The sequence below is a fragment of the Microbacterium paraoxydans genome, from assembly GCF_900105335.1.
Lineage (GTDB): Bacteria > Actinomycetota > Actinomycetes > Actinomycetales > Microbacteriaceae > Microbacterium > Microbacterium paraoxydans.
In genome coordinates, this window is the sequence record NZ_LT629770.1 from 1,122,070 (window position 1) to 1,145,154 (window position 23,085).

Annotated in this window: 26 protein-coding genes and 1 tRNA gene; 11 read left to right on the plus strand and 16 right to left on the minus strand. The window is 71.1% G+C overall.

Going from position 1 to position 23,085, the window contains the following annotated elements:
- Positions 1-38 precede the first annotated feature (38 nt).
- From BLU02_RS05615 to BLU02_RS05625, 3 genes are all read right to left on the minus strand, one after another.
- A complete protein-coding gene (locus BLU02_RS05615; protein WP_231919648.1) occupies positions 39-605 on the minus strand; it encodes a LytR C-terminal domain-containing protein in 567 nt (188 codons plus the stop codon).
- A 66-nt stretch (positions 606-671) separates the two neighbouring features.
- On the minus strand, positions 672-932 hold the full coding sequence (locus tag BLU02_RS05620; RefSeq protein WP_060921917.1) for a DUF3263 domain-containing protein: 261 nt from the start codon (positions 930-932) through the stop codon (positions 672-674).
- 9 nt (positions 933-941) lie between these two features.
- Positions 942-1,934, minus strand: coding sequence for a DUF2332 domain-containing protein (locus tag BLU02_RS05625; protein WP_060921918.1), 993 nt, complete (start codon positions 1,932-1,934; stop codon positions 942-944).
- A 72-nt stretch (positions 1,935-2,006) separates the two neighbouring features.
- Here BLU02_RS05625 and msrB point away from each other — a divergent pair, with 72 nt between their 5' ends.
- Together msrB and BLU02_RS05635 are read left to right on the plus strand one after the other, a co-directional pair.
- Positions 2,007-2,411 carry a peptide-methionine (R)-S-oxide reductase MsrB gene (gene msrB, locus BLU02_RS05630; RefSeq protein ID WP_025105523.1) on the plus strand — a complete coding sequence of 135 codons (405 nt, stop codon included), beginning with the start codon at positions 2,007-2,009 and terminating at the stop codon, positions 2,409-2,411.
- Positions 2,408-3,091 (plus strand): nitroreductase family protein, encoded by a 684-nt coding sequence (locus BLU02_RS05635; protein ID WP_082750025.1) that lies wholly within the window; start codon positions 2,408-2,410, stop codon positions 3,089-3,091. Before msrB ends, BLU02_RS05635 begins: the two co-directional genes overlap by 4 nt.
- Here BLU02_RS05635 and BLU02_RS05640 read toward each other — a convergent pair.
- Complete coding sequence (locus BLU02_RS05640) at positions 3,088-4,002, minus strand: DMT family transporter (protein ID WP_060921936.1); 915 nt, start codon at positions 4,000-4,002, stop codon at positions 3,088-3,090. The genes BLU02_RS05635 and BLU02_RS05640 overlap by 4 nt on opposite strands.
- A gap of 164 nt (positions 4,003-4,166) precedes the next feature.
- Here BLU02_RS05640 and BLU02_RS05645 point away from each other — a divergent pair, with 164 nt between their 5' ends.
- From BLU02_RS05645 to BLU02_RS05660, 4 genes are read left to right on the plus strand one after another with little or no spacing between them, the layout of a single operon-like run.
- On the plus strand, positions 4,167-5,078 hold the full coding sequence (locus BLU02_RS05645) for an ABC transporter ATP-binding protein (protein WP_060921919.1): 912 nt from the start codon (positions 4,167-4,169) through the stop codon (positions 5,076-5,078).
- Entirely contained in the window at positions 5,075-5,899 is an 825-nt protein-coding gene (locus tag BLU02_RS05650; protein WP_060921920.1) for an ABC-2 transporter permease, read from the plus strand. The genes BLU02_RS05645 and BLU02_RS05650 overlap by 4 nt, the downstream gene beginning before the upstream one ends.
- An 8-nt stretch (positions 5,900-5,907) precedes the next feature.
- Positions 5,908-7,146 (plus strand): sensor histidine kinase, encoded by a 1,239-nt coding sequence (locus BLU02_RS05655; protein WP_231919649.1) that lies wholly within the window; start codon positions 5,908-5,910, stop codon positions 7,144-7,146.
- Entirely contained in the window at positions 7,143-7,811 is a 669-nt protein-coding gene (locus BLU02_RS05660; RefSeq protein WP_060921921.1) for a response regulator, read from the plus strand. Before BLU02_RS05655 ends, BLU02_RS05660 begins: the two co-directional genes overlap by 4 nt.
- A gap of 7 nt (positions 7,812-7,818) precedes the next feature.
- Here the strand turns inward: BLU02_RS05660 and BLU02_RS05665 are convergent, their stop codons facing one another.
- The 4 genes from BLU02_RS05665 to BLU02_RS05675 form a co-directional block, all read right to left on the minus strand.
- A complete protein-coding gene (locus BLU02_RS05665; RefSeq protein WP_060921922.1) occupies positions 7,819-8,772 on the minus strand; it encodes an aldo/keto reductase in 954 nt (317 codons plus the stop codon).
- 144 nt (positions 8,773-8,916) lie between these two features.
- The gene (locus BLU02_RS17410) at positions 8,917-9,069 is read right to left on the minus strand and encodes a hypothetical protein (protein ID WP_157547019.1); all 153 of its coding nucleotides are present in this window, start codon (positions 9,067-9,069) and stop codon (positions 8,917-8,919) included.
- 115 nt (positions 9,070-9,184) lie between these two features.
- A tRNA-Thr gene (locus BLU02_RS05670) sits at positions 9,185-9,260 on the minus strand.
- Between the two features lie 42 nt (positions 9,261-9,302).
- Positions 9,303-10,253 (minus strand): DsbA family protein, encoded by a 951-nt coding sequence (locus BLU02_RS05675; RefSeq protein WP_060921923.1) that lies wholly within the window; start codon positions 10,251-10,253, stop codon positions 9,303-9,305.
- A gap of 228 nt (positions 10,254-10,481) precedes the next feature.
- Between BLU02_RS05675 and BLU02_RS05680 the strand changes: the two genes are divergently transcribed.
- The gene (locus BLU02_RS05680; protein WP_060921924.1) at positions 10,482-11,585 is read left to right on the plus strand and encodes an ABC transporter ATP-binding protein; all 1,104 of its coding nucleotides are present in this window, start codon (positions 10,482-10,484) and stop codon (positions 11,583-11,585) included.
- Between the two features lie 77 nt (positions 11,586-11,662).
- Positions 11,663-12,964, plus strand: coding sequence for a DUF4032 domain-containing protein (locus BLU02_RS05685; protein ID WP_060921925.1), 1,302 nt, complete (start codon positions 11,663-11,665; stop codon positions 12,962-12,964).
- A gap of 36 nt (positions 12,965-13,000) precedes the next feature.
- On the opposite strand, the gene BLU02_RS05690 is transcribed toward BLU02_RS05685, so the two are convergent.
- The 5 genes from BLU02_RS05690 to BLU02_RS05710 form a co-directional block, all read right to left on the minus strand.
- Positions 13,001-13,642 carry an NAD(P)-dependent oxidoreductase gene (locus BLU02_RS05690; protein WP_060921926.1) on the minus strand — a complete coding sequence of 214 codons (642 nt, stop codon included), beginning with the start codon at positions 13,640-13,642 and terminating at the stop codon, positions 13,001-13,003.
- Between the two features lie 15 nt (positions 13,643-13,657).
- The gene (gene rlmB / locus BLU02_RS05695; RefSeq protein ID WP_060921927.1) at positions 13,658-14,662 is read right to left on the minus strand and encodes a 23S rRNA (guanosine(2251)-2'-O)-methyltransferase RlmB; all 1,005 of its coding nucleotides are present in this window, start codon (positions 14,660-14,662) and stop codon (positions 13,658-13,660) included.
- Positions 14,655-16,061, minus strand: a complete 1,407-nt coding sequence (gene cysS, locus BLU02_RS05700) for a cysteine--tRNA ligase (RefSeq protein WP_060921928.1) — start codon at positions 16,059-16,061, stop codon at positions 14,655-14,657. Before cysS ends, rlmB begins: the two co-directional genes overlap by 8 nt.
- A 9-nt stretch (positions 16,062-16,070) precedes the next feature.
- Entirely contained in the window at positions 16,071-17,315 is a 1,245-nt protein-coding gene (gene ispD, locus BLU02_RS05705; RefSeq protein WP_060921929.1) for a 2-C-methyl-D-erythritol 4-phosphate cytidylyltransferase, read from the minus strand.
- 68 nt (positions 17,316-17,383) lie between these two features.
- The gene (locus BLU02_RS05710) at positions 17,384-17,866 is read right to left on the minus strand and encodes a CarD family transcriptional regulator (RefSeq protein WP_060921930.1); all 483 of its coding nucleotides are present in this window, start codon (positions 17,864-17,866) and stop codon (positions 17,384-17,386) included.
- Between the two features lie 133 nt (positions 17,867-17,999).
- Here BLU02_RS05710 and BLU02_RS05715 point away from each other — a divergent pair, with 133 nt between their 5' ends.
- A complete protein-coding gene (locus tag BLU02_RS05715) occupies positions 18,000-18,470 on the plus strand; it encodes a hypothetical protein (protein WP_060921931.1) in 471 nt (156 codons plus the stop codon).
- A 56-nt stretch (positions 18,471-18,526) separates the two neighbouring features.
- On the opposite strand, the gene BLU02_RS05720 is transcribed toward BLU02_RS05715, so the two are convergent.
- On the minus strand, positions 18,527-19,210 hold the full coding sequence (locus tag BLU02_RS05720) for a response regulator (RefSeq protein WP_060921932.1): 684 nt from the start codon (positions 19,208-19,210) through the stop codon (positions 18,527-18,529).
- Entirely contained in the window at positions 19,207-20,430 is a 1,224-nt protein-coding gene (locus tag BLU02_RS05725; protein WP_060921938.1) for a sensor histidine kinase, read from the minus strand. The genes BLU02_RS05720 and BLU02_RS05725 overlap by 4 nt, the downstream gene beginning before the upstream one ends.
- Before the next feature lie 214 nt (positions 20,431-20,644).
- Here BLU02_RS05725 and phoU point away from each other — a divergent pair, with 214 nt between their 5' ends.
- On the plus strand, positions 20,645-21,343 hold the full coding sequence (gene phoU / locus BLU02_RS05730; protein ID WP_025104304.1) for a phosphate signaling complex protein PhoU: 699 nt from the start codon (positions 20,645-20,647) through the stop codon (positions 21,341-21,343).
- Positions 21,344-21,423: 80 nt separating this feature from the next.
- On the opposite strand, the gene BLU02_RS05735 is transcribed toward phoU, so the two are convergent.
- Complete coding sequence (locus tag BLU02_RS05735) at positions 21,424-22,173, minus strand: phosphoglyceromutase (RefSeq protein ID WP_060921933.1); 750 nt, start codon at positions 22,171-22,173, stop codon at positions 21,424-21,426.
- A gap of 59 nt (positions 22,174-22,232) precedes the next feature.
- On the opposite strand from BLU02_RS05735, the gene BLU02_RS05740 reads away from it, so the two are divergent.
- Positions 22,233-23,054 (plus strand): class I SAM-dependent methyltransferase, encoded by an 822-nt coding sequence (locus BLU02_RS05740; RefSeq protein WP_060921934.1) that lies wholly within the window; start codon positions 22,233-22,235, stop codon positions 23,052-23,054.
- The last annotated feature ends 31 nt before the right edge of the window (positions 23,055-23,085 follow it).

Below are 23,085 nucleotides of genomic sequence, written 5' to 3' on the forward strand. Positions count from 1 at the left end.
TCGAGTGCAAGCCGCGTCGTCCGGGAGTCGGGCGACGGTCAGGGCGCGGGAGTCTCGGGCACCGATGCCGCCCGGTCGACGCCGATCACGATGGTGAGCTGCTTCTGCCCGTCCTCCGTCTGGCCGGCGTAGTAGTCGCTCTGCTGTACCTCGGCGCCGCCGATGACGCCGGCGAGGCCCTTCGCCGCCTCCTCGTCCTCGGCGCTGACGTAGTAGACGGTCGTGGTCTCGAAGTCGTCGCTGGCGCTGTCGCTGGCGAGCACGGTCGCCGCCGCCCACCCGGCGTTGATGAGGGTGTCGCGCATCTGTTCGTCCAGCCCGCTGTCGGGGGTCGCGTTGAGGATGAGCACCGAGTAGGTCGGGTCGATCACCCCGGTCTGCTCAGGCGTGGGAGCCGCGGACGACGTCGGCTCCGGAAAGAGGTCGATCCGTCCCATGACGACCAGAGCGCCGAAGATACCGGCGATGATGAGCACGAGAGCGGCGACGAACGACCACAGGAGCACGACCCAGCCGTTCATCCCCGGAGCTTCGGCGCGGTGTGCTCCCACACGTCCGGTGGAACGGGGAACCTCGTCGAAACGGTCACGGGGGGGCTTGGACACCCCTCGATGCTAGCGGCACGTCGCTGGCAAACCGTTCCACGACGAGCCCGACCCCGCAGGATCAGGTCATCCGGTGAACCCGGGGATCCGGGACGTGCGCCGGGCGCTTCTGGCGTCCCGCAGTCGACGCAGTCGGCGGACGAGGATCGGATCGAAGGCGAGGGCCGCCTCGGAGTCGATGAGACGGGCGAGCAGCTGATAGTAACGCGCCGCGCTCATGCCCAGTCGCGCACGGATCGCCTCCTCCTTCATACCGCCGTGGCGCGGCCAGGCGGCCTCCAGGGCGAGGATCGCGCGATCGCGTTCCGTGAGGTGGTCAGCGGACATGCCCTCAGATTAGGTCGTGGTCGACGGATCGCCCGCGCGCCACTCCCACCGAGCGCCGAGCGGGTCGGCAGCGGCCCGCACCCGCCCGTCGAGCGCGACGACGAAGCCGGGCCAGGCCTCCGCGACGATGGGTGGGTCCCAGACCCCGAGGAGAGCCGGCGGGTCGATCGTGACCCAGCGCGCGGGCAGCGCCGCGATCGTCTCGATCAGCGCCTCCCGCTGCTCCCGGGGGATGTGCACGAGAACCCCGGGGGTCGTGATCACCAGCGTGGCATCCGCCGGAGCGGCTCCTGCCAGCTCCTCCAGATGGGCGGCTGCGTCTCCGGCGACGAGAAGCGGCGGCTCGGCGGCCGCGATGTCGAGGGCGGCGGTGATGCGCTGCTCCCTCCCCACCTCTCCCGGCCACACGAGGGCCCGCAGCCAGCGCCGATCCTCTTCGTCGGCCGCGTCCAGCGGGGCGAGGTCGATCCCGGCGCGCCACACCACCTCTGGCATGCGCAGCGGGGGGAGGTCGCCGGTGACGGTGCTCTCCAGTACCACGGTGGAGGGACCGTCGAGGGGGTCGAGCGCGCGACGAACGGACCCGCCGTCGTCGATGAAACGGTACGAGTAGCGATCGGGATAGAGGCAGAGGCCGGCGGAGGCGCCGACCTCCAGCAGCGCGATCGGGCCCTCGATCTCGGAGAGCACCGGAAGCAGTGCCGCGGTGCGGAGGGGCTCGTTGGTCTGCAGAGCCCGCCTGGTGCATTCCTCGACGAGTCGAGTGGCATTGGTCAGGACGAAACGACGCCACTCCCGGTACGGACCGTGACCGGCGCCGAGCAGGCGGGACACGGCGAACACGAGCGGAGGCTGGCGACGGGTCGCGGGGATCCGCAGCAGCATCTCGCTGATCTCGTCGTCGGCGGCGACCCCGGCCGCCCACTCCGCGTACAGCGCGCTGCGCCCAGGAGCCTCCGTCGCCGCGAATCGGGCATAGCGCTCCTGCACGGCGTCGGTCATGCGTCCATTCTGACGCGAAGCGCCATCGACGCCCCCGCACGAGGGAGAATGGAGGGGACTCAGGAGGACACGATGCCCTACAGCGTGAACAAGACCGAAGACGAATGGCGCGACGAGCTCGGCGAAGAGCAGTACGCCGTGCTGCGCCAGGCGGCGACCGAGCGGGCGTGGACCGGTGAGCTGCTCGATGAGGAGCGCGCCGGCCTCTACACCTGCGGCGCCTGCGGAGCCGAACTGTTCAAGAGCGGCACGAAGTTCGATTCCGGCTGCGGCTGGCCGAGCTTCTACGAGTCGGTCCGGCCGGATGCGGTCGAGCTGCTCGAGGACGACAGTCTCGGCATGGTGCGCACGGAGGTCCGCTGCGCGACCTGCGGTTCGCACCTCGGCCACGTCTTCCCGGACGGCTTCGGCACCCCCACCGGTGACCGCTACTGCATGAACTCGATCGCGCTGAACTTCACGCCCGACGAGTCGTGAGCGCCCTCGACGCCGTCCGCGCACGGCAGTCCTGGTCGAAGGTCGGCGACACCGCTCCGGGGCGCGAGGAGCTGGTGACGCTCGTCGGCGCCGCCGGCCGCGTCGCCGACCATTCCTCGCTGCGTCCCTGGCGTCTGATCGAGCTCCGCGGCGCGGACCGCGAGGCGCTCGGTGCCGCGATCGCCGAGGCTCAGGGGGACGCGGAGCCGTCGACCAAGCCGCTGCGGGCTCCGCTCCTCATCGCGGTGGTCGCGAGCTACCGTCCGAGCGAGAAGGTCCCGCGCTGGGAGCAGGAGGCGGTGGCCTCCGGGGTCGCGCATGTGCTGAGCCTGCTGCTCGATGAGGCGGGGTGGGGCGTCATCTGGCGCACCGGACACTACACGCGCTCGGAGCCGGTCGCGCGCATGCACGGGCTGGGGCCGCACGAGGAGCTCCTCGGTTGGCTCTATGTCGGGGCGAAACCCGAGGGCAAGAGCCCGGGCCGCCGCAAGACCGTCGACGCCCGCGCGCTCCTGACCCGACCGCCGAAACTCTCTCCGGAGGCGCGGGCGGCTGCTGAGGCGGCCGCACAGGAGGCCGAGAAGCAGAAGGCCGAGAAGGCCGAGAAGAAGGCGCGCAAGAAGGCGAAGAAGAGGGAAAAGAAGAAAGCCAAGAAGGCCGCCAAGAAGAGCGGCTCCTAGAGCCGGCGGCGACGCCAGGGCACCGCGACGAGGACCGAGCCGACCGCGACGACCACCATCGCGACCACCTGCCACAGCGCCGGTCCCGCCTGCGCCGGCCAGAGCAGGTCGATCACGACCGACGTCACGAGCTGCCCGAGCACCGATCCCAGCCCCATGAGCAGCACGCCCGTGTGCGCGACGATGAACGCGCCGAGCAGGATGTAGCCCGCACCGAGGAAGCCGCCGAGGTAGAGCCAGGGCTCGGTCGGCAGCGCGGCCGGCCATCCCCGCACGGCGACGCTGGTGCCGGCGGCGACCGCGAGCACCAGCGTCCCGGCGATGAAGCTCATGAGTGTCGCGGCGATCGGCGACTGCACGCGCTGTGCCAGCCGCCCGTTGGTCGCCGCCTGCCAGGCGATACCGACGCCGGCGGCGAAGGGCAGCAGCAGCATCCACAGCGGGGCGGTCGCCAGCACGTCGCCCGAGAGGGAGATCCCCACCGCGGCGAGCGCGAGCACCCCGCCCATCACCCGACCGGGGGTCACGGCCACGACGCCGGCCGGCCCGAAGCCGATGCGGTCGAGGACGAGGCCGTGCAGCGTCTGCCCTGCCACGACACCCACCGTGAAGAGGGAGACGCCGAGGATGCCCGCCGTCAGCCCCTGGGTGGAGACGGTGAGAGCGCCGCAGGCGCCCCCGAGGAGCATCCAGAACGGGATGCTCCGATCGCGGATGCCGCGGCCGAGGCGCATGGCACCACGGCGCGCCGAAGGCAGGAAGGAGATGACCACGGCGAGGGCCACCAATCCCACCGCGAAGGACAGGAAGCCGGCGACGATGCCGTTGTCCACGCGCACGCCCAGGACCCCGTTGATGCGCGCCTGGATCGCGGTCATGACTCCGATCGCGACGGCTCCCCCGAGCGCCAGAGGGGCGGGGAGGCGGCGTGCGGGGGTCACCTCTCGACACTATCGGAGCCTCCGCGCGCACCTGTCCTCCACGGCACCGTCCTCCTGGAGGACGAGCGCACCGCACCAGGGAATCGTCCTGCAGGAGGACGCGCCGCGGCGCGGCGGTCCGTAGCGTGGGGACCATGATCACCGCAGAAGGCCTCACCAAGAGATTCGGGGACAAGACCGCCGTCGACGGCGTGTCCTTCACCGTGCAGCCGGGGACCGTCACCGGCTTCCTCGGACCGAACGGCGCAGGGAAGTCGACGACCATGCGCATGATCGTCGGGCTGGACCGTCCGACGGCGGGCCGGGCGACCGTCGCCGGCCAGGAGTATCGCAAGCTCCGGGCGCCCCTCACCGAGGTCGGCGTGCTCCTCGATGCCAAGGCCGTGCACACCGGTCGGACCGCGCGCGACCACCTCCGGGCCATGGCCGCCACGCACGGCATCCCGACGTCGCGCGTCGACGAGGTCATCGAGCTCGCCGGCATCGGCGCGGTCGCCCGCAAGCGCGCCGGGAAGTTCTCCCTCGGCATGGGGCAGCGCCTCGGGATCGCCTCCGCACTGCTCGGCGACCCGCACACCCTCATCCTCGACGAGCCGGTCAACGGCCTCGACCCGGAGGGCGTCCGCTGGGTGCGGCAGTTCGTCCGGCATGCCGCCTCCGAGGGCCGGACGGTCCTGCTGTCCAGTCACCTCATGAGCGAGATGGCGCAGACCGCAGACCACGTCATCGTGATGGGACGGGGCAAGGTCCTCGCCGACGCTCCGCTGGCCGAGCTGGTGCGCTCCTGGACGACCAACCGCGTGCGCGTGCGGACACCCCGCCCCACCGACCTCGTGGCCGCGGTGGGCGGTCCGGACGTGGAGATCGTCAGCGCCGCTCCCGATCTGCTCGACATCGCGGGGCTCCCGGCAGCGCGCATCGGCGACCTCGCCGCGGAGCGCGGGATCCCGCTGCACGAACTCACCCCGACCACCGGATCCCTCGAAGAGGCCTACCTCGCCCTCACCGGCGACGCCGTCGAGTACCGCACGAAGGAGCTCTCATGACCGCCGCCCCCGCCGTGACGACCCCGGCCGTCGCGCCCCCAGCCGTCGACTCGGGTCGCCGCCTCACCTTCGCACGAGCCGTGCGCGGCGAGGCGATCAAGCTCATCACCCTCCGGTCGACGTGGTGGTCCATCGCGATCGCCGCCGTGCTCACGATCGGCATCGCCGTCCTCATCGCCCAGGCGATCGATGCCCCCGGGTTCGACCCGATCCAGGCCGTCGTCATGCCGATCCAGTTCACGATGCTGCTCGCCGGCATCATCGGAGCGATCTCGGTGACCGGCGAGTACTCCACGGGCATGATCCGCTCGACGCTGACCGCCGACCCGATCCGCGGGTCCGTGCTGCTGGCGAAGTCGCTCGTGCTCGCGGGCTTCCTCTTCCTGTCGTCGCTGGTCATCTTCGGCGTCGCCGCGGTCGCCGTGTCCGCCGTGGTCGCGGGACGGGAGCAGGGCATCGACTGGTCGGACCCCGCGGCCTCCGTCCTGCCGATCGTGGTCGCCTCCCTCGCCATGGCCGTCTTCGCGCTGATCGGCGTGGCGTTCGGCTTCATCCTGCGCTCGGGTGCCGGAGCGATCGCGGCGACGGTCGGTCTGCTGTTCGTCCTGCCGATCGTCGCGAGCTTCTTCGCGATGGCGGGAGAGGCCTGGGCCTGGGTGATCGACGCCTCCGCCTACCTGCCGGTCGCCGCCGCGCAGAGCGCGATCCTGCCCGGTGACGCGGCGACACTGGATGCGCCAGTCGCCTTCCTCACCCTCGGCTGTTGGGTGGTCGGCGGTCTGCTGGCCGCGTGGGCCGTCCTCCGCACGCGCGACGCGTAGGAGACCGGGTGCCGGCGAAGCGACGCGGAACGGACACCGTCCGGGAGGACGAGGGGCTGCGGCTCCCTCGTCCTCCCGGCGTGTTCCGGCGTTTCTGGGCGCGCCATCCCGTCCTCGCCGACGTCCTGCTCACCCTGCTCTGCATCGTCCTCACGATCACACCCGCCGCGCGCATCGACGATGCCGACCGCGGCCCCGTCGGGCTCGTGCTCGCCGCCCTGCTGCCGCTCTGCGTGGTCGCCGCCTCCGCCACCCTGCTCTGGCGCCGACGGAAGCCGTGGCTCCCCGCGATCGCCGCGATCCTGCTCGAGGTCTTCCTGCTTTTCACCGCGCTGCCGGGAAGCAGCCCGCTGCTGCTTTTCGCCGGCTACTCCCTCGCCGTCTACCGCTCCACCCGTGCCGCGTGGACCGCTTTCGGCATCGGCGTCGCAGCCAGCGCCTCGGGAGCCGGACTTCTCCTCTGGGCCGGCGTCTTCACACTCCAAGAGGCGGTCAACGCCCTGCTCGGCACGGTCGTGCTCGGTCTCATCGGCACCCTGATCGGCGCGAACGTCGGCAACCGGAAGCGCTACCTGGACGCCGTCATCGACCGCTCCCGGCAGCTCCTCGTGGAGCGCGACCAGCAGGCGCAGCTCGCCGCAGCGGCGGAGCGGGCGCGGATCGCACGCGAGATGCACGACATCGTGTCGCACTCCCTGACCGTGGTCGTGGCGCTGTCCGAGGGTGCGGCCGCCACCCCGGACCGCGAACAGGCGCGCGCGGCGGCCACCTCTGCGGCGGACACCGCCCGCAGCGCGCTCACGCAGATGCGGGCGATGCTCGGCGTGCTCCGGGACGACGACGCCCCGCTCCTCCTCGCGCCGGTCTCGCCCGCCTCTCCACAGGAGACCGTCGCGGCGGCGCAGCGGACCGGTTATCCGGTCACCCTCGCCACGACGGGGCAGGCGGATGTCTCGTCCGACGTCGCCCATGCGCTCGGACGGATCGTGCAGGAGGGGGTGACGAACGCGATGCGGCACGCGCCGACCGCGACGGCCGCGGCCGTGCGTCTGGAGTACGCGCCCGCTACCGTGGTCGTCGAGATCGTCAACGACGGCGTCGCGGGCTCTCCGGGCGAAGGAGGCTTCGGTCTCCGAGGTCTCCAGGAACGCGCTGCCCACGTGCACGGCACACTGGAGTCACGGCCGGACGGCGCGGGCCGATGGATCCTCCGTGCCGTCCTGCCGACAGAGGAGGAGAACAGATGACATCGCCCATCCGTGTGCTCCTGGTCGACGACCAGGAGCTGATCCGCCTGGGGTTCCGCATGGTCCTGGAGGCGGAGCCCGACATCGTCGTGATCGGCGAAGCCGCCGACGGGAAGGCGGCGATCGCGCAGAGCGCCGCGCTCGCCCCGGACCTCGTGCTGATGGACATCCGCATGCCCGAGCTCGACGGGATCGCGGCGACGACGGCCATCGTCGGCGCCCACCCCGAGACGAAGGTGCTCGTCCTCACCACCTTCGACCTCGACGAGTACGCCTTCGGCGCGATCCGGGCCGGTGCCAGCGGGTTCCTCCTGAAAGACGCCCAGCGCCACGAGATGCTCTCCGCCGTCCGTGCCGTCCATCGCGGAGACGCCGCGCTGGCGCCGCGGGTGACCCGCGTGCTGCTGGAGCACGTCGGCTCGCAGCTCGGAACCAGCGCCCTCGACGAGGTCGACGACGCCGGGTACCGCTCCCTGACCGAGCGCGAGCGCGAGGTGTTCGTCGCGATCGGCCGCGGGCTCACCAACGCCGAGATCGCGGCGTCCCTCTACGTCGGCGAGTCCACCGTCAAGACGCATGTCGGGCGGATCCTGGCGAAGCTCGGGGCGCGGGATCGGATCCATGCTGTGATCCTCGCCCACCGGCTCGGCCTCGTCGGGCGGTGAGAGCGGGTCAGTCCTGTGGCGGCGTCCAGGCCGACACGCGGTTCAGGCGCTCGACCTCCGCTGTCGACAGCTCCAGCCGCGCTCCGGCGAGCAGATCCGGAACCTGATCCACCGTCCGGGCACTCGCGATGGGCGCCACCACGGTCGGCTGCGCCCGCAGCCAGGCCAGGGCCGTCGCGGCGACGGATGCGTCGTGCGCGGCGCCGATCTCATCCAGCGCGTCGATGATCCGAAGTCCAGCCGCGGTGGCGTACTTCGCGGCGCCGGCGGCCCGCGGAGACCCCTCTCCCCCGGCATCCGTCGAACGGTACTTGCCGGTGAGGAAGCCGCTCGCCAGCGCGTAGTACGGCACGAGGCTCAGCCCGAACTCCTCAGCGACGGGGATGATGGTGTCATCGACGTCGTTGCGGTGCACGAGGTTGTAGTGCGGCTGGACGGCGACCGGTCGCGCGACGCCGAGGCGGTCCGCGATGTCGATCCACTGCCGGATGCGGTCGGCCGTGTAGTTCGACACCGCCACGTGCCGCACGAGCCCGTCCGTGACGAGGGCGCCGAACGCCTCGACGGTCTCCTCCAGCGGCACGGACTCGTCGTCGAAGTGCGCGTAGTAGAGGTCGATCTCGTCCACGCCGAGGCGAGCGAGAGACGCCTCCGCCGCGCGGCGGACGTTCCCGGCCGACAGACCGCGGAAGGCGGGATGCTGGCTGACCTTGGTCGCGACGACGACGCCCTGGGGCCGCCGCGACGCGAGCCATGCCCCGATGATCGTCTCGCTCTCGCCACCCTCGTTGCCGGGAACCCAGGCACTGTAGGAGTCCGCCGTGTCGATGAAGTCGCCACCCCCGTCGACGAAGGCGTCGAGGACGGCGAAGGAGGCGTCACGGTCGGCGGTCCAGCCGAACACGTTGCCGCCGAGGGCGAGGGGGAAGACGTCGAGGTCACTGGAGCCGATGCGGGTCATGTCCGAGACAACCGCAGCGAGCGGCGCGAACATTCCCGTGGCGGGCGGAAAGATGCGCAGGTGGCCGGGGCGGGGTGCCGACCACCTGCACCCCAGTAACATAACACCCTCCGACGTGCTACGCGATATGCGGGCGCCCTGACATCACGGCACTCCTGTCAGAAGACCAGAGCTCAGCCACCAGGCGGCGCTCACCGTCCAGAACACGGCGAGCACGATCGCCCACGTCCTCCGTCGCTGCAGTGCGAGCCGCTGCGGGATCAGCGACGGGCCGGGCTCGTCCGCGGGTGCGCTCATGCGCAGAGCCTAGCGCTGGGGCCGTGGGTGCCGGTGAAGTGAGCAGCACTCCTCGCCGAGATGCGCGAAAGGCCCGCATTCCCCGTGTCTCCCGGGGGATGCGGGCCTTCCCGTATGGAGCCGACTACGGGACTCGAACCCGTAACCCCCGTATTACAAGTACGGTGCGCTACCAATTGCGCCAAGTCGGCGGATGCCATCACAGCTTAGCGATGGCGCGGACGCGCGGCGGACTACTTCGCCGGCGCCGACGTGGCCGTGGGGCTCGGCGTCGGAGTCGCCGACTCGTAGTAGGCCTCGCTGGCGACCGACATGACGAACGTCGACAGCTCCTGCGGGTCGTCCAGCGCGCCGACGTAGGCCTCGCCGTTCACGACGATCATCGGTGCGGCCGTGAGCACGAGGTCGTCGGAGCCGGGGAGCGGCCCCTCGAGCGCGCGGGTCGTCGCCTCCTTCGCCCAGCTGACGTAGTCGCCGTCCTGGATGCAGGAGCGCACGGTCTTGCCGTTGTCCACGCCGACAGCCCCCGCGAGGTTGGCGAGCTCTTCGTCCGACATCCCGTCGCTGCCCACATCGGGCTGGTCATCGAGCAGGTCGTGGTTGAACGCGTAGAACTGGTCCGGCGAGTGCGTCGCCACACAGGCGGCCGCGGCGGCGGAACGCAGCGAGTACTTGGTGCCGTTGGAGCTGGCGGTGAGCAGAGCGACCGGGTGGTAGCTGACGGTCGCGGCGCCGTCCTCGATCCACTGCGCGAGCAGCCGGGCGTTGGCGCGCTCGAACTTGCCCGCGTCGGGCGAGAGGTAGTCGACGTAGATGTGCACCTCGACAGCACCCGCCGCGGACGGCTCGGGCGACGGCGTCTCGCTGGCGCCGGCCTCGCTGGGCTCGGGCTCCGGCGTCGCGGAAGGGGTACCGGCGATCGCGGCGGAGGCGATGTCCGTCACCACGACGCCATCCGCCTCCATGCCGCTCGGGCTGAGCTGCGGCTTGGACGTCTGCGAGGTCACGGCGAGCGTCACGGCGGTCCCGATCGCACCGACCGCGATGATCGCGACCGCACCGATGATGATCCGTCGCATGAGACGCGCCCGCGACTGCTGGGCGTGCACCTTCTGTGCCTTCTCCCGCACGGCCTCGCGCGAATTGCGAGGGGCGGGGACGTTCGGCGTTTCGTCGCTCGACATCGTTCCTCTTGAGTCTCAGGGGGTCCGGGTTGGCCCCGACCACCGTCGGGCGGTGATCGCCGCTGCGCACGGCCGGGTTCGATGCTAACCAGTGAGGCTGAGAAATACCCAGGTGCGGGCGTTCGTGCCATACTGATCCCGACCCGATGAAGGGTCACGGCGGGTCGCTCCGCCGCTTCATTCACTACGGATCGTCCGGCACGTACCTGCCGGTGAAGGAGAAACACGATGGCATCTGTGACTTTCGACGAGGCCACCCGCCTGTACCCCGGCGGCACCCGTCCGGCTGTCGACAAGCTCAACCTCGAGGTGGGAGACGGCGAGTTCCTCGTCCTAGTCGGTCCCTCCGGTTGCGGTAAGTCCACCTCCCTCCGCATGCTCGCCGGCCTCGAAGAGGTCAACTCCGGCCGCATCCTCATCGGTGACCGCGACGTCACCGACGTGCCGCCGAAGGACCGCGACATCGCGATGGTGTTCCAGAACTACGCGCTGTACCCGCACATGACCGTCGCCGAGAACATGGGCTTCGCGCTCAAGATCGCCGGCGTCGGCAAGGAGGAGCGCGCCGCGCGCGTGCTCGAGGCCGCGAAGCTCCTCGACCTGGAGCAGTACCTCACCCGCAAGCCGAAGGCCCTCTCCGGTGGTCAGCGTCAGCGTGTCGCCATGGGCCGCGCGATCGTCCGTCAGCCCCAGGTCTTCCTCATGGACGAGCCGCTGTCGAACCTCGACGCGAAGCTCCGTGTCCAGACCCGTACGCAGATCGCGTCGCTGCAGCGTCGTCTCGGCGTCACCACGGTCTACGTCACGCACGACCAGACCGAGGCACTCACCATGGGTGACCGCATCGCCGTGCTGAAGGACGGCCTGCTCCAGCAGGTCGGCTCGCCGCGCGACCTGTACGAGAAGCCGGAGAACGTCTTCGTCGCCGGCTTCATCGGCTCCCCCGCGATGAACCTGTTCTCGGCCGACCTGGCCGACGGCGGCGTGCGCTTCGGCACCGAGATCGTCCCGCTCGACCGCGACACCGTGGGCCGCGCCAACGGCTCGCAGGTCACGGTGGGCGTCCGCCCCGAGGACATCACCGTCGGCCCGGCCGACGGCCAGGGCCTGTCGGTCGTCGTCGACCTCGTCGAGGAGCTCGGCGCCGACGGCTACCTCTACGGCCACACGGAGATCAACGGCAAGCGCACCGACCTCGTCGCCCGCGTCGACGGCCGCAACCACCCGAACGCCGGCGAGACCGTCACCCTCGCCGCGAACCCGGGTCACGTGCACGCGTTCGACCTCGAGTCGGGCGACCGCCTGAACGACAAGCCGGTCGTCTCGGCCTGATCGGACACTCCACCGCGGCGCGGGCTGACTTCGGTCGCCCGCGCCGCGTCGTTTCCCCGGCACCCTCAGGAGCCCCCATGCAGGAATCCCTCCGGATCACCGCCAAGACGGTCGACCCCGGTCTGCTCGCTCTGCCCTGGTCGACGCCTCTGGAGAAGTGGCCGTCCGAGCACATCGTCTCGCTGCCCAAGGGCCTCTCCCGCCACCTCGTGCGCTTCGCGGACCTCTCCGGGCGGGTGGTGGCGGTCAAGGAGACGACGACGGAGATGGCGCGCCGGGAGTACGAGATGCTCGGAAACCTGTCGCGACTCGACGTGCCGTGCGTGGAACGCGTCGCGGTCATCGCGGGGCGCACCGACGCGGCGGGGGCGCCGCTCCCCGCCGCGCTGGTCACCTCGCATCTGCGCTTCTCGATGCCGTACCGGGCGCTCTTCACCCGGGTGCTCCGTCCGGACACGGCCACGCGCCTCGTCGACGCGCTGGCGCTCCTGCTCGTGCGCCTGCACAACGTCGGCTTCTACTGGGGCGACGTCTCCCTCTCGAACACGCTCTTCCGCCGGGATGCCGGAGCCTTCGCGGCGTACCTCGTGGACGCGGAGACCGGCGAGCTGCACGAAGAGGGCCTCACCGACGGTCAGCGCGCCTACGACCTGGACCTCGCGCGCACGAACATCGCCGGCGAGATCATGGACCTCGCCGCGGGCGGCCGCCTGGAGCACGGGGTCGACGCCGTCGCCATCGCGGACGGCATCGTGTCGTCCTACCGCTCCCTCTGGGCCGAGCTCACCGCGCAGGAGTCCTTCTCCGCCGCCGAGACGTGGCGCATCACGGAACGCGTCGAGCGGCTCAACGCCCTCGGCTTCGACATCGACGAGATGTCGATGTCGACGACCGCCGACGGCACGGTCGTGGAGATCCAGCCCAAGGTCGTCGATGCCGGGCACCACCAGCGCCGGCTCATCCGCCTCACCGGTCTCGACGTCGAGGAGAACCAGGCCCGGCGGCTCCTCAACGACCTCGACGAGTTCCGTGCCCGCTCCACCAAGCAGTGGGCGGACGAGGAGATGTACGCGCACGAGTGGCTCACCCGCGTCTTCGAGCCCGTCGTCCGCGCGATCCCCTACGACCTGCGCGCCAAGCTGGAGCCGGCCGAGGTGTTCCACCAGGTGCTGGAGCACCGCTGGTACCTGTCCCAGGCACAGGGCCGCTCGGTCGCCCTCGCGGAGGTGCTGACGAGCTACATCAACGACGTGCTCCGCCACCGGCGCGACGAGGCCACCATCATGGGGCCGCCGACCGAGACGATGGGCCTCCCCGTCGTCACCGGCACGCTGGCGCTCGGCGACGACGACGAGGTGGACTGGCGCGACCTCGTCTGAGACCGTGCCCGCCCGTCGGCGCCGCGCCGGACGGCGTCAGTAGCCGACGGTGAACCGCTCGCGGTGGTGGTTGCCCTGCTCGATCTCGTCGACGATCGCGACGGCGAAGTCCGCCCCGGAGATGTACGACTTCCCGTCCTCGTCGCGGACGAGCACGTCACCGCCGTCCCGGTAGTGTCCGGTGCGCTCCCCCTCGGCCCACGGCCCGAAGACCTCGGCCGGGTGCACGAAGAACCAGTCCAGGCTCTCGGCCGTGCGCTCCAGGAGCGCGAGAGAGTCGATGCCGACCTGCGCCTCGTGCTTGTACTCCTCGGGGAACCCCTGATCGAACAGTCGGGGGCCACCGGGCGCGACGAGGCTGCCGCCCGCGCCGCCCACGACCCCGAGCCGGGTCTCGGTGCCGTCGAGCAGCGCGACCACGTTCGTCAGCGCCTCGAGGACACGGTCCTCCATGTCGCCACGCGGCGAGAGCGCGGAGACCACGGCATCGGCACCCGCGAACGCCTCAGTCAGCGTCGCGGGGTCGAGCGCCGACCCCTGCACGTACGCCGCACCCGCGACCGGATCCGCGGGGGTCGAGCGCGAGATGGCGACGACCGCGTGATCGCGGCTCACCGCCTCCGCGACGATGTGGCGTCCGGCGTAGCCGGTTCCTCCCAGGACGATGATGCGGGCCATGCGTGTTCCTCTCGGTCAGTCCGCGGCGCGGACGGTCGCGACCTGGTACAGCGCGACCGAGGCCGCGATGCCGGCGTTCAGCGACTCGGTCGCCGCGGAGATGGGGATGGAGACGATCTGGTCGCAGGTCTCGGTCACGAGGCGGGACAAGCCCTTGCCCTCCGAGCCCACGACGATGACGACGGGACGGTCCGCCAGCTCCAGCGCCGGCAGCGAGACGTCGCCGTCGCCGTCGAGCCCGAGCACGAACACGCCCTGCTTCTTGAACTCCTTGAGCTGCGTGGTGAGGTTCGACGCCAGCGCCACCGGGATGCGGGCGGCCGCGCCCGCACTGGTCTTCCACGCCGCGGAGTTCACACCGGCGGAACGACGCTGCGGCAGGATGATGCCGTGGCCGCCGAACGCCGCCGTTGAGCGGATGATCGCTCCGAGGTTGCGAGGGTCGGTGATCCCGTCGAGGGCGACGAACAGGGGCGTCTCGCCGCGATCGATGACCTCTTCCAGGAGGTCCTGCGGGTGGGCGTACTCGTACGGCGGCACCTTGAGGGCGACTCCCTGATGCACGCCGTCGAAGCCGGCCATGCGGTCGAGCTCCTGGCGGGTGACCTCGAGCACCGGGATGTCGCGGTGGGTCGCGATCGACAGCATCTCCTTGACGCGGTCGTCCATCTCGACGCGCTGCGCGATGTACATCGCGGTCGCCGGGATCTTCGCGCGCAGCGCCTCGAGCACGGAGTTGCGCCCGGTGACCGTCTCGGTGTCGTTGGTGTTGTCCTTCGACCTGGCGTTGCGGTTCGGGTTGCCCCCGGAGGCGGGACGCCCTCCGGGCTTGCCCTTGCCGCCCGCAGCCGCGTAGCGCTCAGCCGCAGCCTTGCGCTTCCCGGCGGGGTGCCACGCGCGGTCCTCCGCCTTCGGCGTGGGGCCACGCCCTTCGAGCGCCTTGCGCCCGAGACCGCCCGTGCCCTTGGTCGGGCCCTTCTTGTTTCCCTTGCTCGCGCCGGGGCGCCCTGGCTTAGCCATCGATACTCCAATGAGTTCCGGCCGGAGTGTCCTCCAGCGTGATTCCTGCGGCGGTGATCGCGTCTCGGATGCGATCCGCCGCCGCCCAGTCCTTCTCCGCGCGCGCGGTGGCGCGCTGCGCGATCATCTCCTGCACCAGCGCGTCCAGCGCCGCTGCCTGCGCATCCCCAGCGGCGCCGGATCCCGTGCGCGGGTTCAGACCGAGGATCCCGGTCATGGCGAGCACCGCCCGCGCCGCGTCCAGGGCCGTGCCGGTGTCGCCCGCGTCCAGCGCCGAGTTCCCGGCCCGCACGCTCTCGTGCACGACGGCCAGTGCCTGCGGCACGCCGAGGTCGTCGTCCATCGCCTCGACGAAGGCGTCAGGCAGGCTCCGCGCGTCCTCGGCACCGATCTCCTCGCCGGCCGCGCGGACTGCGCGATCGAGGAAGGAGCGGATACGGCCGAGCGCCGCGTCCGCCTCCGCCCAGGACGATTCCGAGAGGTCGAGGCTCGATCGGTAGTGCGCGGCGGCGAGGGCGTAGCGCACGACCAGCGGGTCCCGCTCCGCGAGAACGTCCCGCGCGAGGGTGAAGTTGCCGAGGGATTTCGACATCTTCTGGCCGTCGACGGTCACGAGACCGTTGTGCACCCAGTAGCGGGCGAAGCCGTCACCCGCGGCCGTCGACTGCGCGAGCTCGTTCTCGTGATGAGGGAACCGCAGGTCGAGGCCGCCGCCGTGGATGTCGAACTCCGCACCGAGGTACCGCTTCGCCATGGCCGAGCACTCGATGTGCCAGCCAGGACGCCCCGGCCCCCACGGCGACGCCCAGGTCGCATCGGCGGGCTCGTCGGGCTTGGCTCCCTTCCACAGGGCGAAGTCCTGGGGGTTGCGCTTGCCCCGCGGGTCGGCGTCCTGCGCCGCCTCCATCGCGTCCACCGACTGATGGGTGAGATCGCCGTAGGACGGCCAGGAGCGCACATCGAAGTAAACGTCGCCCGACCCGTCGGGAGCGGGATACGCATGGCCCCGGTCGATGAGCAGCGCGATGAGCTCCTGCATCTGCGGGACGGAGGCCGTCGCCCGCGGCTCGTACGTGGGCGGCAGGATGCCGATGCCGGCGTAGGCCGCGGCGAACTCCTGCTCCATCCGGTAGGCGAGCGCCCACCACGGCTCGGCGTCCGTGGCGTTGGCGAGCACCTTGTCGTCGATGTCGGTGACGTTGCGCACGAAGGTCACTCGGCCGTGGCGGTGCGTCAGCCAGCGGCGCAGGAGATCGAAGCTCAGGGCCGCCCGGACATGGCCGATGTGCGGGCCGGACTGCACGGTGGGTCCGCACACGTACATCGTGATGTTCTCGGGATCGAGAGGCACGAAGTCGCGCAGCAGCTGTGCGCGGGTGTCGTAGAGGCGGAGAGTCACCGCTCAAGCCTACTCGGCGGGCGCTGAGAGACCCTGATCCGCTCGCGGGATGACGATCGCGACGGCCGTGACCGCGATCCCCTCGCCCCGTCCGGGGAAGCCGAGGCCGTCGGTCGTCGTGGCCGTCACGGCCACCGGAGCACCCCCGAGCGCCGCCGACAGCACCGCCTCGGCCTCCCCGCGTCGTCCGCTGAACCGCGGACGATTGCCCTGGAACTGGACGGAAACGTTGCCGATCATGAACCCCGCCGCCGCCAGGAGCTCCGCGGTGCGGGAGAGGAAGACGTCGGCGTGCGCACCCGCATACTCCGGGTGAGCTGTACCGAAGTGCTCGCCGATGTCACCGAGCCCGGCGGCGCCGAGCAGGGCGTCGACGATCGCGTGGGCGACCGCGTCCCCGTCCGAATGCCCGGAGAGCGCGGGCTCCCCCGGCCATTCCAGCCCGGCCAGCCACAGCGCCCCGTCGCCGCCGAACCCATGCACGTCCGTGCCGATGCCCACGCGCGGCCCGAGCTCGGCGACAGCCGACGTGCGAGGCACGGAAGACGAGACGGGCGCGGTCGCGACGAGGAGGCGGGCGCGCTCCAGATCGGCAGGGGTGGTGATCTTGAACGAACGCTCGGAGCCGGGCACCAGCCGCACCGCGTGCCCCGCCGCGGCGAAGAGCGCCGCGTCATCCGTGTACTCGACGCCCTGGGCCGTCGCCTCCGTGTAAGCCGCTTCCAGCGGGCCACGCGGGAAACCCTGCGGCGTCTGCGCGGCCGCGAGTTCCGCACGATCCACGGTGCCCACGACGAGACCGTCCGCGACCCGCTTGAGTGTGTCCACGACCGGCAGGCTCGGTACGGCACCGGCGTCGCCGATCACGGCCGCCGCCACGGCGTCGATCACCTCGGGCGGGGTCAGCGCGCGCGCGGCGTCGTGCACGAGCACCGTGCTCACGTCCCCCCACAGCGCCGCGAGTCCGGCCGCGACGGATTCCTGCCGCGTCGCCCCTCCGGTGACCACGCGGCCCAGGTCGGCACGATCGCCGGCAGCCGCGAGCAGCTCGGTCTGCGCGTCGCCCTCGTATCCCGCGGGGGCGACGACGATGACCTGCATGGGAGCCGCAGCGAACACGCCGTCGAGGGCGTGCCGCAGGATGGTCCGTCCGTCGATGCCGACGAAGGCCTTGGGCGCCCCCGCCTCGAGACGGGTGCCGGAACCGGCGGCGACGACGATGATCGCGGTGTGCGGGACGGGGAGGATGCTCACAGCTTCACGTTACCCGCGGGAACGACGAAAGGCGGGTGCCGAAGCACCCGCCTTCCGTGAAGGACGTCTCAGGACGCGAGGACCTCGTCGAGCAGCGCGCCCGCCTTGTCCTCGTCGATCTTCTCGGCCAGTGCCAGCTCCGAGATGAGGATCTGCCGGGCCTTGGCCAGCATCCGCTTCTCGCCCGCGGACAGGCCGCGGTCCTGGTCGCGACGCCAGAGGTCGCGCACGACCTCGCTCACCTTGATGACATCGCCGGACGCGAGCTTCTCCAGGTTCGCCTTGTACCGGCGCGACCAGTTGGTGGGCTCCTCGGTGAACGGCGCACGCAGCACCTCGAACACGTGGTCGCGGCCCTCCTTGCCGATCACGTCGCGAACGCCGACGAGGTCGACGTTCTCGGCCGGAACCTCGATGATGAGATCACCCTGCGTGACGTTGAGCTTCAGGTACTTCTTCGCCTCGCCCTTGATGATGCGCTCCTTGACCTCGATGATGGTCGCAGCGCCATGGTGCGGATAGACGACGGTCTCGCCAACCTCAAAAAGCATAAAAACATGTCCTTTCGGCAACCTCAAGGATACCACAGGGGATATGCGCTAAGGTTCGCGCTCCCTGTTCCCTGCGCGCTCCCGACTTACCCATAGAATGGGAGGGATATCCCGTCGGACCTCAGGAGGACCCGTGAAATCGCGCCTTGTCGCGTCTGCCGCCATCAGCGCCCTCGTTCTGCTCGGCGCGACCGGGTGCACGTTCATCACGCCGCAGTCGACGAAGATCGAGTACGCGGCCTCCGACGGCGTGAACGTCTCCGATCAGGACGGCCCCATCGCCGTGCGCAACGCCCTGATCATCGCGAACGAGGACGGCACGGTCGGCAACTTCGTCGGCGCCGTGGTCAACCCGTCGCAGGACCGCGCCACCCTGACGGTGTCGCTGGAGGGCGGCGATCCCTTCAAGATCACGGTGCCCGCCGGCGGAAGGATCAGCTTCGGCGCCGACGAGGAGCCCGTGGAGATCACGGGACTCGACACCATGCCCGGCGCGACCGTCGCGATGCACTTCCAGTCCGGCGACTCCGCCGGTGTGACGACCGAGATCCCGGTCCTCGACGGCACCCTGCCGTACTACTCGGACCTCGCTCCCCAGGACTGAGTCCCAGAGTCGAGGAGAGGCCGGCACCCGTGGGTGCTGGCCTCTCGCGTCTGTCATCAGCCCTCGAAGCGATACCCGAGGCCGCGGACGGTCACGAGCATCACCGGCTCGCTGGGGTTCTCCTCGATCCGCGAGCGGATGCGCTTGATGTGCACGTCGAGCGTCTTGGTGTCGCCGAAGTAGTCGCTCCCCCACACCCGGTCGATGAGCTGGCCCCGCGTGAGCACCCGGCCGGAGTTGCGCATCAGCACCTCCAGCAGCTCGAACTCCTTCAGCGGCATGTTGATCTGCTCGCCGGCCACCGCCACCGTGTGCCGATCGATGTCGAGCGAGACGCGCCCGCCCTCCAGCACCCGTTCGTCCAACTCGCCCTCGGCCTGCACGACGCGTCGCAGCACCGCCCGCATCCGGGCGAGGAGCTCCCGCGACGAGTAGGGCTTGGTGATGTAGTCGTCCGCTCCGAGTTCGAGTCCCACGACGATGTCGACCTCGGAGTCCTTGGCGGTCAGCATGATGATCGGCACGGCGGACGTCGAGCGGATCTGACGGCACACCTCGGTCCCCGGCATCCCCGGCAGCATGAGGTCGAGGAGCACGATGTCGGCGCCGCGCTCCCGGAACGCCGTCAGCGCACCGGGACCGTCCTCGGCGATCTCGACCTCGTAGCCCTCGCGGCGCAGCAGGTACGCGAGGGGGTCGGCGAGGTCGGGCTCGTCTTCGACGAGAAGGATGCGGGTCATGCGGTCTCTCCGTTTCGGACGCGCGTCGCCCCGGTCGCGGGGGCGCCCTTGCGTGCGCGCTTCTTCTTGCTCTTCTTGCCCTGCCCGCTGTTCGCGGGGGCGTCGATGCGAGGCAGGCGGATGGTGAACGTCGATCCTCGGCCGGGGCGCGACCACAGCCGCACCTCTCCCCCGTGCCGCTGAGTGGCATGCTTGACGATGGACAGCCCGAGGCCGGTGCCGCCGGTGCGCCGCGAGCGGGCTTCGTCGGCACGGTAGAACCGCTCGAAGATGCGCTCGCGATCGGCCTCGGCGATCCCGATGCCCTGGTCGGACACGGCGATCTCCACGACGTCGTCGTCGGCCTTCACCCCGACGCCCACCCGGGAGCCGCGGGGCGAGTAGACGATCGCGTTGGCGATGAGGTTGCCGACGGCCTCGATGAGGATCTGCGCGTCACCGCGGACCCAGACGCCGCGGTCGCCGCCGCGGGCGAGCTCCACACCGGCGGAGTCGGCCTGCACGACATGGGCTTCGATCGAGGAGGCGATGACCTCGTCGATCGAGACGGGGGCGACCTCGGTCAGCCCGTCCTCCGCCTGCAGCCGGGACAGGCTCATGATGCGTCCGGTGAGCTGACCGAGCCGGCCCGCCTCCGCCGAGATCCGGGACGCGAACGCCCGCACCTGGGCGGGATCGTCGGCGGCGGACTCGATGGCCTCGGCGAGCAGGCTCACGGCCCCGACGGGCGTCTTGAGCTCGTGGCTCGTGTTGGCCACGAAGTCACGGCGCATCTGGTCGAGGCGCTCCTGCTCGGTCACGTCGCGGATGATGAGGAGCACGAGGCGCGTGCCGATGGCGCTCGCCCTGGCCGACACGAGGCGCGGGTCGAGGCTGAGACCGCCGCGGGTGATGCGCAGCGACTCGGTCGCCGTCTCCCCCGTCGAGCGGACGCCCCGCACGAGCTGCCGGAGCTCCGGGTTCTCGAGCGTCGATCCGACCTCGATCCCGAACCGTGCGGCGGCTTTCGACGTGGCGAGCACGAGGCCGGAGACGTCGACGACGCACGCGGCGTCGTCCATGCTGCGCAGCACGTCGGTGATCCCGGGCGGGATCGTCATCGATGTCTCCTCCTCCGCCCGCGCCCGCGCCCGATAGGCCCAGACGACGAGGAGGGAGAGGCCCACCCCGATCGCCAACCCGATGGCGAGGGAGGACAGCGCGAGCTGCGGCAGGGTCATGACTCCAGCGTAGAGCGCGTTCACCGTCGATCCGGCGGGTTTCCGCGCCATCCCGGGGAGCGGAGACGTACTATTCACTCGCCGGGCACCGTTCGTTAACCTTCGGAGCAGACAATCGCTTCAGGCCTGCGCGCGCGCAGTCCTCACCCCTGCGGACGCCCCGCCGCCCCGCGCTGGACCGTCAGCCGGATCCGAACGAAAGGTTGCGCCCACCATGCGCGAAGTCTTCCACCAGTCCCTCGAGGACCTGCAGTCCCGCCTCGTCGAGATCGCCGAGCTCGTCACCGTCTCCATCGACAAGGCCACCCGCGCGTTCGCCACGAGCGACGTCGCGCTGGCCGAGGAGGTCATCGCCGACGACGCCAAGATCGACGAGCTCGCGGTCGCGCTGGACGAGCAGGCCATCGAGATCCTCGCCCGACAGCAGCCGGTCGCGCGCGACCTCCGGATCGTCGTCACGGCGCTCCGCGTCAGCGCGTCCCTGGAGCGGATGGGCGACATGTCCGAGCACATCGCCCAGCTCGCCCGCCTGCGCTTCCCGGAGCGCGCGATCCCGAAGGGCCTCAAGGGCACGTTCGTGAAGATGGGCGAGCTCGACGTGGAGATCTCCCGCACGCTCACGGAGCTCCTCCGCACCCAGGACCTGAAGTTCGCGGATGCCATCCGCAACGCCGATGACGACGTCGATGAGCTGCACGCCAGCGTCTTCGAGAAGGTGCTCAGCGACAACTGGAAGGGCGAGGCCGTCGCCACGGTCGATGCGACGCTCGCGAGCCGGTACCACGAGCGCTTCGCGGACCACGCGGTCGCCGTCGCCAAGAAGGTCGTCTACCTCGCGACGGGCGACTGGCACGTCGAGGAGGAGGACATCGCCCTCGCGGTGGAGCAGCAGGAGCAGCTCGGCCACGCCTGACCGAGCCCCCGCCTTATCGCCGAGACCCCCTGCTGCAGTCGCCTGCAGCAGGGGGTCTCGGCGTGAAACCGGGGTCTCGGTTACTTCTTGCCCTGGGCGGCCACGGCCGCGGCACCGGCGGCGGCGGCCTCCGGGTCGAGGTACCGGCCGGGACCCGTCGGCGCGTTGTTCTCGTCGAGCTCGTACACCAGCGGAATGCCGGTGGGGATGTTGAGGCCGGCGATGTCGTCGTCGCTGATGCCCTCGAGGTGCTTGACGAGGCCGCGCAGCGAATTGCCGTGCGCCGTCACGAGGACGGTCTTGCCGGCTTCCAGGTCGGGGACGATCTCCGCGTCCCAGTACGGCAGGAGACGGTCGATGACGAGCTTGAGCGACTCCGTGCGCGGCACCTCGCCGTCGATGCCCTCGTAGCGGGCGTCACCCACCTGGCTGAACTCGCTCGCGTCGTCCAGCGGGGGCGGCGGCACGTCGAACGAGCGGCGCCACAGCTGGAACTGCTCCGGACCGAACTCCTCGAGCGTCTGCGCCTTGTCCTTGCCCTGCAGCGCCCCGTAGTGGCGCTCGTTGAGCCGCCAGGAGCGCTTCACCGGGATCCACAGCCGGTCGGCCGCATCCAGCGCGATGTCGGCGGTCTGGATCGCCCGGCTCAGCAGCGACGTGTGCAGCACGTCGGGCAGGATGCCGGACTCGGCGAGCAGCTCACCGCCGCGACGGGCCTCGCCCTTGCCCTGCGCGGTCAGGCGGACGTCCACCCAGCCGGTGAAGAGGTTCAGTTCGTTCCACTCGCTCTGGCCGTGGCGGAGCAGGATCAGGGTGCGCTTCGCAGTCATGTCGCCAGTTTATCCGGGGCGCGGAGCGGGCACGGCGGCGGAGGAGGGAGGATGGACGCATGGCGTCATCTCCCCTCGGTCGGCCGACCCGCGGCACGACAGGGACGAACCGGCTGCGACGGAACGACCGGTGGATCGCCGCCTCCCCCGCCTTCCGACGCGCGGCCGACCCCCTCGTCGTCGACCTCGGGTTCGGGGCGAGCGGGGTGACCGCGTTCGAGCTGGCCGCCCGGCTGCGACGCGTGCGGCCGGATGCGGAGGTGCGCGGCCTGGAGCTCGACCCGGACCGGGTGGCCACCGCGGAGCACCAGCTCGCCGAGGTCCGGGCCGACCGGACCCCCTTTCCCGCCGATCTCCGCGTCTCCTTCGCCCGCGGCGGGTTCGAGGTACCGCTCCCCGGCGGTCGGCGCCCCGCCGTCATCCGGGCGATGAACGTCCTGCGGCAGTATGACGAGGCCGAGGTGGCCGCCGCCTGGCGGACGATGGCGCACCGCCTCGCGCCGGACGGGCTCCTGGTGGAGGGCACCTGCGACGAGATCGGGCGCGTGGCGAGCTGGGTCGACGTCGATCCCGGCGGCACGCCGCTCCGCTTCACCGTCTCCCTCCGCCTCCGCGGGCTCGAGGTCCCGAGCATCGTGGCGGAGCGGCTGCCCAAGGCCCTCATCCATCGCAACGTCCCCGGCGAGCGCATCCATGCGCTGCTGGTCGAGCTGGACCGGGAGTGGGAGCGCGCCGCTCCCCTGTCGACCTTCGGCGCCACGCAGCGCTTCCTCGCCGCGGTGACGGCGCTGCGCGCGCAGGGCTGGCCTGTGCAGGGCGGGCGGAGCCGGTGGCGGCTGGGGGAGCTCACCCTGCCGTGGGGCGCCGTGGCACCGGCCTGACGCGCCCCGCGAGGACACGCCCCTGCTGTAT